The following is a 15,426-nucleotide window of genomic DNA, read 5'->3' as shown; positions in this document are numbered from 1 at the left end:
CAACTACAATCATTTTAATGACTTAAAGTTCCGGTGTTTAAAACCGGAGAAGCATCCTTATCTCCACATAAAATAACCATTAAATTGCTTACCATTGCCGCTTTACGTTCATCGTCTAAATCAACAATATTCTTTTTACCCAATTCTTCTAAAGCCATTTCTACCATACTTACTGCGCCTTCAACAATTTTATGACGTGCGGCAACAATTGCTGTAGCTTGTTGTCTCTTTAACATGGCGTTTGCAATTTCTTGTGCGTATGCTAAATATCCAATTCTTGCTTCTAAAACTTCAATTCCGGCAATAGACAAACGTTCTTCTACTTCTTTTTCTAACGCTTCGCTTACTTCGTTTACACTAGAGCGCAATGTAATATCTTCTTCTGTTCCTTCGTCTGCAAAATTATCGTACGGATACATACTTGCTAATTTTCTAACTGCTGCATCAGTTTGGACTCTTACAAAATTTTCGTAATTATCAACATCAAAAGCAGCTTTGTGTGTATCTGTTACTCGCCAAACTAAAATGGTGCTAATCATAATTGGATTCCCCAATTTGTCGTTTACCTTTAAACGCTCGCTATCAAAATTACTTGCTCTTAAAGAAATGGTTCTTTTTTTGTACAAAGGGTTTGCCCAATACAAACCATTTGTTTTTACGGTTCCGATGTATTTACCGAACAATAAAATTACTTTTGATGAATTTGGGTTGACTAAGATAAATCCAAATGCACAAATGAAACCAACTACAGTTACTAAAATCCAAGCCGGATTTTCATATTTTACTGCGGCTATAATTCCTCCAATAAATAGTGCTAATACTACTGCGAACATTAGATATCCGTTTGCGGGTTTTATGCTTTTTTCGTTACTCATAATCTATTTGTTTTATTTTGATATTAAAATGATATCACAAAGATATATGTATTTTTTTGATATTTCCAAATTTATCAAGTATTATTTTTATAAATTAGCCAAACGAAATTTATAAAACTTAAAAATGAAAACAAACATTTTATTGATATTGGCATTTGTGTTTATCAGCAATTTTTCATTTGCATCAGAACCAGATTGCAAAACAGAAGTAGTTTGGGGAAACACCGGTCATAGAGCAGTTGGAGAAATTGCTACAAAATATTTATCTAAAAGAGTACAACGAAAAATTAATGAATTGTTAGATGGACAAAGTTTAGCAATGGTTTCTACTTTTGCAGATGATATAAAATCAGACAGCAAATACAGAGATTTTTATACGTGGCATTATGTCAATTTAAATGATGATGAAACGTATCAAACTTCTCATAAAAATCCGAAAGGAGATTTAGTAACTGGGATAGAAAAGTGCAAGCAAGTGCTTTTAGATGAAAATGCATCAAAAGCAGACAAAGCTTTTTATCTAAAAATGTTGGTGCATTTAATTGGCGATTTACATCAACCAATGCATGTTGGTAGAGTTACTGATAGAGGAGGAAACGATTTTCAAGTAAATTGGTTCAATAGAGGAACAAATATGCACAGAGTTTGGGACAGTCAAATGATTGATAGTTTTAATATGACCTATACAGAATTGGCTTCAAATACAGATGTGTTAAGTAAAGCTCAGGTAAAAGAATTGCAAAAAGGTGCTATTGTTGATTGGGTAAACGAATCTAAAGGGTTGGCGCAAATGATTTACGGTTCTGCAAAATCAGAAGAAAAATTAAGTTACCGTTATATGTACGATCATTTTCAAACGGTAAGAACTCAGTTGCAAAAAGGTGGGATTAGATTGGCAAAAGTGTTAACCGATATTTTTGGATAAAAAGAAATTGATAAAAATAAAAAGCGAGTTAATACTTAAAATTAGCTCGCTTTTTTTTATGCTTCTGATTTTGTCTCTTTTGTTGTGGTTGTCTTTTTTACCATAGAAACCAAAATACCAACCAATACACCAAAAGAAAAACTTCCTAAAATGATTAGAATCCGAGAAACAGAAATTTTCCAAAAAAGAAAATCTACATCTGTAATTTCTGAGTTTTGTAAGGAGAAAATAACAATAATCAATACAAAAAAAAGTGAAACAATCGTTTTGGTTTTCATAATTTTAAGTTTTAGTTATTTAAAGATACTTAAATTATTCGGTAACTTTTAATCTAGCTTGTGCTGTAATTCCGATTTCAGAATAGGTGTTGTTTAGGTATTTTAAATATCCTGTTATGGCAATCATCGCGGCATTGTCTGTGGTGTATTCAAACTTCGGAATATAGGTTGTCCAACCAAAATGCTTCTCTGCCAATTGCAATCGTTTTCTAATTTCTGAATTCGCAGAAACGCCACCAGCAATAGCAATATGTTTGATGCCAGTTTGCTTTACGGCATTTTTTAATTTCTCCATTAAGATTTCTACAATTGTATACTGAATGGATGCACAAATATCAACCAAGTTTTCTTCAATAAAATTCGGATTTTCTTTTACTTGTTTCTGAACAAAATATAAAATAGCAGTTTTTAATCCGCTAAAACTAAAATCTAAATCGCCCACTTTTGGTTTTGTAAATTTGAAAGCTTTCGGATTTCCTTCTTGTGCGTATTTGTCAATTAACGGTCCGCCCGGATATGGCAATCCTAAAATTTTAGCAGATTTATCAAAAGCTTCGCCAACTGCATCATCAATGGTTTCTCCTAAAATTTCCATTTCAAAATGATGGGTCACTTTTACAATTTGTGTATGTCCGCCACTTATTGTCAAACAGATAAATGGAAAAGGCGGAATTTTAGCGGTTGAGTCTTCAATAAAATGGGCTAAAATATGCGCTTGCATATGATTTACATCAATCAAAGGAATTTCTAAACCCAGCGCCAACGATTTTGCAAAAGAAGTGCCAACTAATAAAGAACCCATTAGCCCTGGTCCGCGCGTAAAAGCAATTGCAGACAATTGCTTTTTAGTAATATTTGCTTGTTCTAAAGCTTGTTGCACCACAGGAACAATATTTTGTTGATGTGCTCTCGACGCTAATTCTGGGACAACACCGCCATATTTAGCATGTATTTCTTGATTTGCGACAACATTACTCAATACTTTTCCGTTGCAAATTACAGATGCGCTCGTGTCATCACAAGAAGATTCTATTCCTAAAATATAAATTGATTTTTGGCTCAAAAGGTTAAAAGGTTTAAATTGTATTGCAAAAATATTGATTCAAATTCAATAGTTATCAAAATTTCAACTTTCTTTGCAAAGAATGGCTATATTTTTGATTAGAATTCACTGATTATTCCACTTTTAGATAAAAAATTGATTATTAAAAACAAGATTAAAATAGTTGTACGATTTTTAGCCTATGTGCTGTTATTCTTGTTTTTGATGAGTATTATCTTTTCAATTCCAAGTGTACAAACAAGGTTGGCAAGAACATTAACCAAAAGTTTAAAGAAATCGTACAACACAAATATTGTTATAAAAAGAGTCGATTTGTCTTTTTTAGGATCGGTGCGATTAAAAGGAGTTGAAATTAGAGATCATCATAACGACACGCTAATTTTTGTAAAAAAACTAAGCACTTCTTTATTAAATGCAAAAAAAGTAATCGATAATAAAGTAAATTTAGGAAGTGTTTCTTTAGACGGGGTCGATTTTCATTTAAAAACCTACAAAGGAGAAACAAATGATAACTTATCCATTTTTATAGATAGTTTTGATAGCAATTCGCCAAGTGATTCTTTAGCAGCGCCATTCTTGTTAACCAGTTCTAATATATATGTAAACAACTTAAATTTTAACTTGATTGATACTAACAAAAATGATAGTATTCCTTTTTTTGTTAAAAATGCTGGAGGGAGTTTAAGTGATTTTAAAATTCTAGGACCAGATGTTTTTGCAAAAATTAGAGGCTTGTATTTTAGAGAAAAGAATGGGTTGCAAGTCACCAATTTAACAACAGATTTTACATATACAACAACCAATATGCTGTTTCAAAAAACAGTATTAGAAACAGAAACTTCTCAAATAAATGCAGATATTTCTTTTACTTATAAAAGAGAAAATTTAAAATATTTTAATGATAAAGTTCAAATAAAAGCAGCTTTTTCTAGGAGTAGAGTTTCTTTAGAAGATTTAAGTAATTTTTACGGCGAGTTTGGCGTAGGTGATGTCTTAAATTTAGACGGAAATTTAGTTGGAACGCTAAATGATTTTAAAGTAAATGAATTAGATGTTTTTTCTGATAATGGATTGATAATCAACGGAAATTTAAGATTTGTAAATGCAATTAATACAGAAAATGGGTTTTCTTTTGATGGAGATTTACAAAACGTAACTGCAAATTATCAAGAATTAAAAAATGTATTACCCAATTTATTAGGTAAAACCTTACCCACAGAGTTTAAAAGATTAGGAGATTTTACATTAAAAGGAAAAACATTTATCAACAAAAATAATTTAGATATAAATGTTGCTGTTTTTTCTAAAATAGGAACCACAAAAGCAGATTTAAAACTTACAAATATTGCCAATATAGATGATGCAAATTATAAAGGGAATATTGAATTGATCAATTTTAATATTGGCAAATTCTTAAAAGAACCACTTTTTGGAAAAATCACATTGAATGGTGATGTAAACGGAACAGGATTTAGAATTGACAATATAAATACTGGAATTATCGGTGTTATTAAAAAACTAAATTTTAATGGATATACCTATCAAGATTTGGATGTAAACGGATTATTTCAAAACAAACTTTTTAATGGAAATCTAAATGTAAACGACGAGTTTCTAAAAATGCGATTTAACGGTTTGGCAGATTTTTCATCAAAAGTAAATAAGTTCGATTTTACTGCAATTATTGAAAATGCAGATTTGGTAAAAACCAATTTGTTTACAAGAGATAGCATTTCTAAAATAAAAGGAGAACTAAAATTTGATATTGTTGGGAATACGTTTGATGATATTGTTGGAGTAACAACTTTTAATAACGTAGAATATACGAGTCCAAAACAAGTGTATGCTTTTAAAAGATTTGTTGTAACATCTACTGTTAAAGACAATATTAAAACCATAGATATTAATAAAAATTCAGAGTCGAACGATATTGCTCAAGGCTGGTTAAAAGGAAATTTTAGATTTAGTGAGTTGCTGCCAATCACACAAAATGCTTTAGGAAGTATTTACACCAATTTTAATCCATATAAAGTAGCGCCAAATCAGTTTATACAATTTGATTTTAGTATTTACAATCAAATTGTTGATGTGTTTTTTCCTAAAATATTTATCGATAAAAACACCAAGTTAAACGGAGAAATTGATATTGATAAAAACATCTTTAAATTTAATTTAAACTCGCCAAAAGTTATCGTTTACGGCAATGTTTTAGATACAGTAAATCTGTATGTAAACAACAAAAATAAATTATACAACACGTATTTGGGTGTTAAAAAACTAACGTCAAGTGTTATCAATGCAAATAATTTAAATCTTATTAATAAAACAAGAAACGATACCCTTTTTGTAAAATCAGAATTTACTGGAGTAAAAAACAGGGATGAAGTTTTTAATATGGATTTTTATTATACGTTTAATAAAGAGAAAAAATCTGTATTAGGAATTCAAAAATCTAGTTTCGATTTTGAAAATAATATTTGGAAAATTAATCCGCAAGACAATAAAGACAATAAAGTAGTTTTCGATTTAAAGAAAAAAGAATTTAATTTTAGCCCTTTTTATTTAAGGTCAAAAGAGCAAGAAATAACCTTTAAAGGAGTTGTAAAAGATTCTACTCAAAAAGATTTAAAGATCGATTTTAAGAAGGTAAAATTAGCTAGTTTGTTGCCAGAAATAGATAGCTTGACTTTAAACGGAGTTTTAAACGGACAGTTAGATTTTTTACAAAAAGACGGGCAATACAGTCCGAAAGGAAACTTATCGGTTTCTAATTTTAAGATCAATTCTTTTGCGCAAGGCGATTTAGATTTAAATATTGTTGGAAATAATTCCTATGAAAAATACGCGGTAGATTTAACCTTAAAAAATTCGAATCGTAAAAGTATTTTTGCAAACGGTTCTATAGATTTTACAAACCAACGGCCCGTTGTAGATTTAAAAGTAACACTCGATAAATTTCAATTAAAAGCATTTAGTCCCTTAGGGCAAGATGTGTTATCAAAATTAAGAGGAGAAGCATCTGGGAATTTTAAGGTAACAGGATTTTTAAGAAATCCGGACATGGAAGGTGAATTAGAATTAAAAGACGCAGGTTTGTTATTTCCGTATTTAAATGTTGATTATGATTTTGAGGGAATTACAAAAATTAAGTTAGAACAACAAAAGTTTATTTTTGAAGAACTAAAATTGTTAGACACCAAATATAATACGAGAGGAGACTTTAGTGGAAGTATAAAACACAAGGATTTTAAATCTTGGTATATGGATTTAAATATTTTAACCAACAATTTAGTTGTGTTAGACACTAAAGAAACAGAAGAGTCTTTGTATTATGGAACGGCTTTTATCAATGGAAATGCAAGAATTTATGGCTTTACAGACAACTTGTTTATTGATGTAAACGCAACTACAAATCCTAATACAAAATTTGTAATTCCATTGAATGATATTAAGATGGTAGATAATTACAAGTTGATTCAATTTAGAAGCAATAAAAAAAGCGATACCAACAAAGAAATTCAAGAGTTTCAGTTAAATGCATTAAAAGGATTAACACTAGACATCAATTTAGAAGTTACTAAAGATGCACTTGCAGAAATAGTTATTGATAAGTCTAACGGTAGTTTGCTAAATGGTAGAGGTAATGGAAATTTAAAAATAGAAATTGACACCAGAGGAAAGTTTAGAATGGATGGAAATTTTATTGTTGATGAAGGAAAATATGAATTTAAATATGGGGGTTTAGTTAATAAAACATTTAATGTAAATAAAGGAGGAACTATTTCATGGAATGGAAGTCCGTCTGATGCAGATTTAAATATTACAGCAGTTTATACAACAAAGGCAAATCCGTCAATGTTGTTAGAAAATTTTAACTCTAACAGAAAAATACCCGTAAATTTAATTACAAGAATTAGCGGAGGGTTATTTACCTCTAATCAAGAATTTGATATTGAGATTCCGAATGTAAACAACACAATTGCATCTGAGTTAGAGTTTAAATTAAACGATAATGATGTCAACGAAAAAACCAAACAATTTTTATCTTTGCTTGTGTTAAACACATTTTATAATCCAGATAAATCTAATTTTAATAGTTCAAATGCCATTTTAGGGACAACATCAAATGCAATATCAAATTTAGTTTCAGATTTAATTAGTAGCGAAGACGGCAAAGTACAATTTAACGTAAACTATGAAATTACCGATAAAACAAATGTAAATAATGTGATAAATGACGATTTGGTAAATTTTGCGGTAGGTACACAAATTTCTGATAGAGTTGTTGTAAATGGTAAAGTTGGAGTGCCAGTTGGCTCTAAAACGCAATCTAGTGTTGTAGGAGAAGTAAAAGTTGAAGTCCTTTTAAACGAAAAAGGGAATTTTAGAGGCGTTATTTTTAATCGTCAAAACGAAATACAGTATTCAACAGAAGAGGAAGGTTATACGCAAGGAATCGGTTTAACATATCAAGTAGATTTTAATAATTTAGTTGATTTACTTAGAAAAATAGGATTGAAAAAGAAGAAAGTAATTAAAAAAGAAAAAGACTCCGTAAAAACAGCAAAAACAAATCGTTTTACGAAGTTTAAATCAACAAAAAGCAAAAATTAAATATGAAAGATTTTACACTAGTAATTTTAGCGGCAGGAATGGGAAGTAGATATGGAGGAACAAAACAACTCGATGGGATTTCAGAACACGGAGAAACCATCATGGACTTTTCTCTATTTGATGCAATAAAAGCTGGATTTACGAAGGTGGTGTTTATTGTACGAAAAGATATTTTAGAAGAAGTAAAAACCGATTTTGGCGCAAAATTAAAAGATAAAGTAGAAGTTGAATACGCCATTCAAGAAACTTCTAAAGTGCCAGAAAAGTATAGTAACAATCAACGAGTGAAACCTTGGGGGACAGCACATGCGTTGTTAGTTGCAAAAGACATAATTAAGGATAATTTCTGTGTCATTAATGCGGATGATTTTTATGGGTTAGATGCTTTTGAAACAATTATTTCTTTCTTAAAGAACGCAGACGAAACATCCACAGATTATGCAATGATTGGGTACCCAATTTACAATACGTTGTCAGATAACGGAAGTGTTTCTAGAGGAGAAACTTTTGCAGATGAAAACAACAATTTGCAACAAATAATAGAACGAACAGCAATTACAAAAAGAGGAGAAGAAATTGTTTTTGAAAACGAAGAAGGTAAAGAAGCAATTATGTCTAGAGATACTATTGTATCTATGAATTTTTTTGGGTTTACACCCACTTTTTTAGATTTTCTAGATCGTGAGTTCGAAGTGTTCTTAGAAGAAAGTAGTCAAGAATTAAAAGCAGAATTCTTTTTGCCCTTAGTGGTAGACAACTTGATAAAAACAAATGAAGCTCAGGTGAAAGTATTGAGCACCGATGCAAAATGGATGGGTGTTACTTATAAAGAAGACAAAGAAATTGTTGTAAATAAAGTAAAAGACTTAATTGCCCAAGCTGTTTATCCGCCAAAACTTTGGTAATGGAAAACGTATTGAAAAGCATCATTAATCAATTTGAAATTCAATCTGAATTTGAATCGTTCCAAGAACTAAATTCTGGACATATTAATGATACTTTTTTAATTAAGACAATACAAAAACCACAGTACGTTTTACAAAAAATAAACAATATTGTTTTTAAGAAAGCGAAAAAATTAATAGGGAATAAAATTTTTGTTAGCAATCATTTACAGCAAAAGTTAAAGTATTTACCTCAAAAAGAAATTCAACAAAAAGTATTGTGTTTTGTAAAAGCAAAAGATGGTACTTTTTTTTATGAAGATGCAAATGGTAATTTTTGGAATGCCTCCATTTTTATCGAAGAATCAGTAACGTTTTTAAAAGCTGAAAATACTCAAATTGCTTTTGAAGCGGGTAAAATAACAGGCGAGTTTTTAGAATTGACCAAAGATATTGATAGTGCAAAAATCACCACTATTTTAGAAGATTTTCATTCTGTAACTGTACGGTATCATCAATTTAAAAAAGCGCTTCAACATGCATCAGAAAAAAAAATAAATCAATCTAAAGAATTGATTCATTTTATAGAAGAGCATATCGAAGAGATGCAAGAAATTGATATCGCAATTCAACAAAATAAATTACCGTTAAGAGTAACACATAATGATACTAAAATTTCAAATATTTTATTTTCAAAAGAAAATAAAGCGCTGTGTTTAATTGATACAGATACCGTAATGCAAGGCGTTTTGCATTTCGATTACGGCGATGCAATTAGAACGCTTTGTAATACTGCAGATGAAGATGAAATAAATACAACTAAAATTGGATTTAATTTCGAGTTTTTTAAAAGTTACACAGAAGGTTTTTTTCAAACTTGTAAAAGTGCAACAAAGCAAGAAATAAATTTACTGCCAATAAGTATAAAAGTGTTGCCTTTTATTATGGGAATGCGTTTTTTAACAGATTATTTAAACAATGATAGTTACTTTAAAACAACCTATCAAAAGCATAATTTAGATAGGGCAACGAATCAATTTGTTTTTGTAAAAAAAATCACCCAACAGTTCTTTAAAATAAAAGAGTTTATACAAGCTCAATAGTGATTTTTATACTCTTAAAAATCTATTAAAAAGTAGTTTTTATTTCTTAACTTCGTAAGTTCGATTATGGAAGAAATAAAAAAAATAGCAGTAATGACTTCTGGAGGAGATTCTCCAGGAATGAATGCAGCAATAAGAGCTGTTGTTAGAACTTGTGCATATTATAAAAAAGAATGTGTTGGTATTTATCGCGGTTTTCAAGGAATGATTGAAGGCGATTTTATCGAACTAAAAGCGAGAACGGTTAATAACATTATTAATAAAGGAGGTACTATTCTTAAAACGGCCAGATCAAAAGATTTTAGAACCGTTGAAGGCAGAAAAACAGCTTTTGAACATTTAAAAAAAAACCATATTGACGGTCTTGTTGTAATTGGTGGTGATGGGTCTTTTACTGGAGCAATGATTTTTAATGAAGAGTTTAATTTTCCAGTAATCGGAATTCCAGGTACTATAGACAATGATATTTTTGGAACTTCACATACGTTGGGTTACGACACCGCATTAAATACAGCTGTAGAAGCAATTGATAAAATAAGAGACACGGCTTCATCGCACAACAGATTATTTTTTGTTGAAGTGATGGGGAGAGATGCTGGTTTTATCGCTTTAAACGCTGGCGTTGGAGCAGGGGCAGAAGAGATTTTAATTCCTGAAGAAAACTTGGGATTAGAAAGGATGTTAGAATCACTTAAAAGAAGTAAAAATTCAGGAAAATCATCAAGTATTGTTGTTGTTGCTGAAGGTGATAAATCTGGTAAAAATGTGTACGAATTAGCAAAGTATGTAGAAGATAATTTGCTAGAATATGAAGTAAGAGTTTCAGTTTTGGGTCATATGCAAAGAGGAGGTTCTCCAAGTTGTTTTGATCGAGTACTAGCAAGTAGATTAGGAGTAAAAGCAGTAGAATTATTATTAGAAAATAAAAGTAATTACATGGTTGGTTTAAAAGACAACGAAGTCATTACTACAGAACTTAAAGAAGCAATAAAAGGTGGACATATTATAGATCAAGAACTTTTAAGAGTTTCTGATATTATGTCTACATAAAACTAAATAAATGATAAAAATAGGAATTAACGGATTTGGTAGAATAGGAAGATTGGCTTTTAGAAAAGCCGTTGAAAGAGGAAATATGCAAGTTGTTGCAATTAATGATTTATTGGATGTAGCTTATTTAGCGTACATGTTAAAATACGATTCTGTACATGGAAAGTTTAATGGAGAAGTTGACGTTAAAGACGGAAAATTAATTGTGAACGGAAACGAAATCAGAGTTACCGCAGAAAGGAATCCAGAAAACTTAAAATGGAATGAAGTTGAAGCTGATTATGTACTAGAATGTACAGGGTTTTTTACATCAAAAGATAAAGCAAACTTACATATTATTGGCGGAGCAAAAAAAGTAGTTATTTCTGCGCCATCACCAGACGCACCAATGTTTGTAATGGGCGTAAATCATCATAAATTAACAAAAGAAGACACCATTATTTCGAATGCATCTTGTACCACAAATTGTTTAGCGCCAATTGTAAAAGTATTGCATGATAATTTTGGAATTGTAGAAGGTTTAATGACAACTGTTCATTCTACAACGGCAACACAAAAAACAGTAGATGGTCCATCATTAAAAGATTGGCGTGGAGGAAGAGCAGCTTTGCATAATATCATTCCGTCTTCTACAGGAGCCGCAAAAGCAGTTGGAAAAGTGATTCCAGAAATGAATGGGAAATTAACAGGAATGGCTTTTAGAGTTCCAACGATGGATGTTTCTGTTGTTGATTTAACAGTAAGATTAGAGAAATCAACTTCGTATGAAGAAATTAAAAAAGCAATGAAATTTGCCTCTGAAAACGAAATGAAAGGAATTTTAGGATATACTGAAGAAATGCTTGTTTCTCAAGATTTTGTTGGAGATACAAGAACTTCTATTTTTGATGCCAATGCAGGAATTGCGTTAAATGACAATTTTGTAAAAGTAATTTCTTGGTACGATAATGAAATCGGATATTCAACAAAAATAGTAGATTTAGTAGAGCATGCTGCTTCACTATCTTAAAAGAAATAAATTTAAAATATACAAAGCTTGATAGTATTTTTTCTGTCAGGTTTTTTTTATTTTTAACAATAATTAAATTTTTATATGGAAATAGCAATTATTGCCCACGATGGTAAAAAAGCAGAGATGGTTCAGTTTTTAAATGAGCACAAAGAGGCTCTTTTACAAAAAAGAATTAATCTTGTATCTACAGGAAATACAGGGGATAAAGCAGAAAAGGCGGGTTTTAAAGTTACTAAATTTTTATCAGGACCAATTGGAGGTGATGCACAAATTGCAAGTAGAGTTGCAGAAGGTAAATGTAATATGGTGTTATTTTTTAGAGATCCACATGCAAAACATCCGCATGAACCAGACATTATAATGTTGTTAAGAATTTGTGATGTGCACAATGTACCTTTGGCAACAAATCCTGCAACTGCAGATTTATTAATTAAAGCTATTTAACAGCAATCACACTAATTTCTACATTTACATATTTAGGTAAATTGGCAACTTCTACAGTTTCTCTTGCAGGTGCAGTTGCTTCGTTAAAATACGTTGCGTACACTGTATTAATTGCTCCAAAATTTTCCATATCAGAAATAAAAATAGAAGTTTTTACAATGTTTTCAAAAGTCATTTCTGCAGCTTCTAAAACGGCTTTTACATTTTCCATAACTTGTTTAGTTTCTGTAGAAATATCATCTAAAACCAATTCGCCATTTGCAGGGTTTATTGCAATCTGACCAGAAGTATATAAAGTGTTTCCAACTAACGTCGCTTGATTATATGGCCCAATTGGCGCTGGAGCTTTTGTTGTTGTAATGATTGTTTTCATGTTTTTATTTTTTTTAGGTTCAAAGGGTCATTTTTTTTTTGAGATACAAAGTTTAATCTTATTGTCGTAATTTGGGTTTAAAATTTTATTTTTTCCTAATTCCTAAAACAACAATCTATCCGGTAAATTCCGTTTATCCCATTTTAAATCGCTTAACATACTTGAGTTTACGCCAATTCTAAAATAATAAGATTTGTTGGTGCCAAATGGAGACCAATCAAAATTAAAACTCCAACTATCTAAATCTCTTGTAAACCCTAAACGAGTATAGGTAAAACCTTTATTTTTAAAATCGTACCCAGAACTATATCTTACTTTCCATTTTGGGGATAATTCTAAATCGCCATTAAACATTAAAGAGTTAGAACCAATTCCGCTATTTGAAATGCCATAATTAGAGTAATTTACAGCATATGCAATATTAATATTCCAAGGAATTGTTGCGTTGTACAATTTGGTTTCTTTTACGTCTTTATTGTTCTTGTTTTTTGTGTTTGTAGAAGAAGACCCAAACTGATTTTGATTTGTATTGTTAGATGTTGCTTTTTCCTTTTTCTCAAAATCTTTACTAGAAAATGAAACATTGGCAGAAATGTTTGCGCTTGTCAATCTAAATATGCTGCTGTTAATTTTATTAATTCTATTTCCTTTTGTGTCAATTTGATAAGGATCTAATGTGGCTCCAAAATTGATAGACAATTTATCTTTAAAAAAGCGAGTTCCGGCATTCATAGAAACAGGGCTCCATTTTAAACTATCCGCAGCGATGTTGTAACTGGTACTAAAGTTTAAATTGTTTAGCAAGGTTATTTTTTTGTCTTCGGTGTCTAAAGAATCTTTGGAGGCTATTTTGGCTTCTAAAACATTACTGATGTTAATTCCGATTGAGTTTGATAAACCAGCTCCAGGGCTTCCGTAAATTCCGTTTTCAAAAGGCGAGTAGGTTAAAATATCTGTAGGATCTATACTTTGCTGTACTTGTTGATTGTATTTGTCTGCAAAATCTGGCCGATATCCATAAGTAATTGATGGTCTCATTGTATGACGTATTGATTTTAATCTTCCTTTAAAATTGAATTGACCATAAATAGTAGTTCCTAAAGAAACACCTGCGCTATATTCTCTAAAGCTTTTAAAACCTCTAACGGTATCTTTAATTGCGGTTCCAGATGTTGCATCATAATATCTGTTGATATAATCCCAGTTCCAAACTTCTTTAAAATTTGCACTTGGCGATAAGGTGAAGTATTTTAATACTTTCATATTTGTATTTGCTGATGCTGTATGTTGTACGCCAGCTTTAGCAGTTTTAAACATTTCAGGCTTAAAAAAGAGAGAATCTACAGTGTTAATTCTGTAATCTCCTTTCATACTATAATTCAAACCAACTTTTTGTAATGCATTTTTCTTTATTCCACCTTTACCAGCAAATGGATAAACTCTATCCATATTCACTTGTAAAGAAGGCAACGTCATTGTAATTTTTTGTGTATTTGTATTTTGAGAATGGCTTGCAGTAGCGTTTAAATTAAAAGGTGTTCCAACGAATTTTTTATAATAAGAAATGGAAGAACTTAAGGTGTTTGTTAGGAAATCATTGCTATTTACTTCGTTTAAAGATTCTCTAAAATATTTACTGCTTCCTAAGTTTACAGAAGCAGAAAAACGTGCATTCGGATTTGATTTTACATCTTGATTATGAGACCACTGAACATTAAAGTTAGCTGATTTACTATAATCATCAAAACCTTTTACACTTCTAATTAAGTTTTCGTAGCGTAAACTAAAATTACCATTGTATTTGTACCGCACAACATAGCTAGATTCTGATCGCAAACCCCAACTTCCATTGGTATAAACATCTCCCATCAAAGAAATGTCTAAATAATCGTTTAAAGCCAAATAATAACCACCATTTTGTAAAAAATAACCTTGACTACTTGTTTGTCCCCAAGTTGGAATGATAAAACCAGAAGCTCTTTTGTCTGTCATTGGAAAATAAGCAAAGGGAATTGCAATGGGTGTTGGAACATCTGCAACAACCAAATTACTAAGCCCGACGATAATTTTTTTACCAGGAACTAATTTTGCTTTTCTGCTTTTTATATAATAATCTGGGTGTATTTTATCTGAAGTTGTAAATTTTATATTTCTTAGAAAAATAGTTGAATCATTTACTTTTTTCATCTTTTCGCCATAGGTAATCATTCCAGATTGATTGGTTTTGATGTTGTAAATTAGAGTGCGCCTTGTTTTAAAATTATACAAAATAGAATCTTGCTCAGATTCTTGAGAACCTTGTTTAAAAACAGGTCTTTGCGTATACCCTAAACTATCTTTTATTCCTTTAGCAAAAAGAGTATTTTTTTTATTGTCGATTAAAATATAACCCGCTTTTAGATCGATATCTTCATAAGTAACGTGTGCTTGATTGTACAATTCAATTTGTTTTGTTTTCGCATTTTGTAAAATATAATCTAAAGCATTGTGTGTTATTTTTGATTCAATAGCGCTTTTAGGTTTAACAATCGTATCAATTTTAACGGTGTCTAATTTTTTCTTTAGCAAAAGACTGTCCTTTTTTAAGGAAGATTTTTTATCTTTAAGAAGTGGAATTGGTTTGGTTTTTGGTTTTATATCTTGAGCAAAACCATTTTGTAAGCAAAAAAGGCTAAGGAAGCTAAATAAAAGTATGTGTGGTATGTTTGATTGCAATGCTTTTAATGCTATTTTTGTGACAAATGTAAAAATATACTTCAATTGTTGAAGTGCCAAATTTGAAAAGCCAAAATTAAGTAAAAATAT

12 protein-coding genes are annotated in these 15,426 nt (G+C 30.5%); 7 read left to right on the top strand and 5 right to left on the bottom strand.

The window, feature by feature from the left end; translation table 11 throughout:
* Window positions 1-14 precede the first annotated feature (14 nt).
* A complete protein-coding gene (locus KCTC32516_RS00340; RefSeq protein WP_301401068.1) occupies window positions 15-875 on the bottom strand; it encodes an SPFH domain-containing protein in 861 nt (286 codons plus the stop codon).
* Window positions 876-999: 124 nt separating this feature from the next.
* On the opposite strand from KCTC32516_RS00340, the gene KCTC32516_RS00335 reads away from it, so the two are divergent.
* A complete protein-coding gene (locus KCTC32516_RS00335; protein WP_301401067.1) occupies window positions 1,000-1,800 on the top strand; it encodes a S1/P1 nuclease in 801 nt (266 codons plus the stop codon).
* 56 nt (window positions 1,801-1,856) lie between these two features.
* On the opposite strand, the gene KCTC32516_RS00330 is transcribed toward KCTC32516_RS00335, so the two are convergent.
* Together KCTC32516_RS00330 and tsaD are read right to left on the bottom strand one after the other, a co-directional pair.
* Window positions 1,857-2,078, bottom strand: coding sequence for a LapA family protein (locus KCTC32516_RS00330; protein ID WP_301401066.1), 222 nt, complete (start codon window positions 2,076-2,078; stop codon window positions 1,857-1,859).
* Between the two features lie 34 nt (window positions 2,079-2,112).
* Window positions 2,113-3,141 carry a tRNA (adenosine(37)-N6)-threonylcarbamoyltransferase complex transferase subunit TsaD gene (gene tsaD, locus KCTC32516_RS00325; protein ID WP_301401065.1) on the bottom strand — a complete coding sequence of 343 codons (1,029 nt, stop codon included), beginning with the start codon at window positions 3,139-3,141 and terminating at the stop codon, window positions 2,113-2,115.
* 204 nt (window positions 3,142-3,345) lie between these two features.
* Here tsaD and KCTC32516_RS00320 point away from each other — a divergent pair, with 204 nt between their 5' ends.
* The 6 genes from KCTC32516_RS00320 (at window position 3,346) to KCTC32516_RS00295 (ending at window position 12,248) form a co-directional block, all read left to right on the top strand.
* Window positions 3,346-7,755, top strand: coding sequence for a translocation/assembly module TamB domain-containing protein (locus KCTC32516_RS00320; RefSeq protein WP_301401064.1), 4,410 nt, complete (start codon window positions 3,346-3,348; stop codon window positions 7,753-7,755).
* Window positions 7,756-7,757: 2 nt separating this feature from the next.
* Entirely contained in the window at window positions 7,758-8,660 is a 903-nt protein-coding gene (locus tag KCTC32516_RS00315; protein WP_301401063.1) for a sugar phosphate nucleotidyltransferase, read from the top strand.
* Window positions 8,660-9,742, top strand: coding sequence for a phosphotransferase enzyme family protein (locus KCTC32516_RS00310; protein WP_301401061.1), 1,083 nt, complete (start codon window positions 8,660-8,662; stop codon window positions 9,740-9,742). Before KCTC32516_RS00315 ends, KCTC32516_RS00310 begins: the two co-directional genes overlap by 1 nt.
* Window positions 9,743-9,805: 63 nt before the next feature.
* Complete coding sequence (gene pfkA, locus KCTC32516_RS00305; RefSeq protein WP_301402769.1) at window positions 9,806-10,792, top strand: 6-phosphofructokinase; 987 nt, start codon at window positions 9,806-9,808, stop codon at window positions 10,790-10,792.
* Between the two features lie 10 nt (window positions 10,793-10,802).
* Entirely contained in the window at window positions 10,803-11,801 is a 999-nt protein-coding gene (gene gap, locus KCTC32516_RS00300) for a type I glyceraldehyde-3-phosphate dehydrogenase (RefSeq protein WP_301401059.1), read from the top strand.
* A gap of 84 nt (window positions 11,802-11,885) precedes the next feature.
* On the top strand, window positions 11,886-12,248 hold the full coding sequence (locus tag KCTC32516_RS00295) for a methylglyoxal synthase (protein ID WP_301401057.1): 363 nt from the start codon (window positions 11,886-11,888) through the stop codon (window positions 12,246-12,248).
* Here KCTC32516_RS00295 and KCTC32516_RS00290 read toward each other — a convergent pair.
* Both KCTC32516_RS00290 and KCTC32516_RS00285 read right to left on the bottom strand, forming a co-directional pair.
* Window positions 12,241-12,621, bottom strand: coding sequence for a Rid family detoxifying hydrolase (locus KCTC32516_RS00290; protein WP_301401054.1), 381 nt, complete (start codon window positions 12,619-12,621; stop codon window positions 12,241-12,243). The two genes, KCTC32516_RS00295 and KCTC32516_RS00290, sit on opposite strands and share 8 nt — an antisense overlap.
* Before the next feature lie 102 nt (window positions 12,622-12,723).
* On the bottom strand, window positions 12,724-15,381 hold the full coding sequence (locus tag KCTC32516_RS00285) for a putative LPS assembly protein LptD (RefSeq protein WP_301401051.1): 2,658 nt from the start codon (window positions 15,379-15,381) through the stop codon (window positions 12,724-12,726).
* Window positions 15,382-15,426: the final 45 nt, after the last annotated feature.

The organism is Polaribacter huanghezhanensis, from assembly GCF_030444335.1.
GTDB classification, from domain to species: domain Bacteria; phylum Bacteroidota; class Bacteroidia; order Flavobacteriales; family Flavobacteriaceae; genus Polaribacter; species Polaribacter huanghezhanensis.
The sequence above is the reverse complement of the archived record's forward strand: the minus strand, read 5'-3'. Positions and strand labels throughout refer to the sequence as shown.

What these genes read in the sequence shown, in the direction of transcription:
- KCTC32516_RS00340 (WP_301401068.1), bottom strand. Translation starts at nt 875, where the DNA reads ATGAGTAACGAAAAAAGCATAAAACCCGCAAACGGATATCTAATGTTC.
- KCTC32516_RS00335 (WP_301401067.1), top strand. Translation starts at nt 1,000, where the DNA reads ATGAAAACAAACATTTTATTGATATTGGCATTTGTGTTTATCAGCAAT.
- KCTC32516_RS00330 (WP_301401066.1), bottom strand. Translation starts at nt 2,078, where the DNA reads ATGAAAACCAAAACGATTGTTTCACTTTTTTTTGTATTGATTATTGTT.
- KCTC32516_RS00320 (WP_301401064.1), top strand. Translation starts at nt 3,346, where the DNA reads ATGAGTATTATCTTTTCAATTCCAAGTGTACAAACAAGGTTGGCAAGA.
- KCTC32516_RS00315 (WP_301401063.1), top strand. Translation starts at nt 7,758, where the DNA reads ATGAAAGATTTTACACTAGTAATTTTAGCGGCAGGAATGGGAAGTAGA.
- KCTC32516_RS00310 (WP_301401061.1), top strand. Translation starts at nt 8,660, where the DNA reads ATGGAAAACGTATTGAAAAGCATCATTAATCAATTTGAAATTCAATCT.
- gap (WP_301401059.1), top strand. Translation starts at nt 10,803, where the DNA reads ATGATAAAAATAGGAATTAACGGATTTGGTAGAATAGGAAGATTGGCT.
- KCTC32516_RS00295 (WP_301401057.1), top strand. Translation starts at nt 11,886, where the DNA reads ATGGAAATAGCAATTATTGCCCACGATGGTAAAAAAGCAGAGATGGTT.
- KCTC32516_RS00290 (WP_301401054.1), bottom strand. Translation starts at nt 12,621, where the DNA reads ATGAAAACAATCATTACAACAACAAAAGCTCCAGCGCCAATTGGGCCA.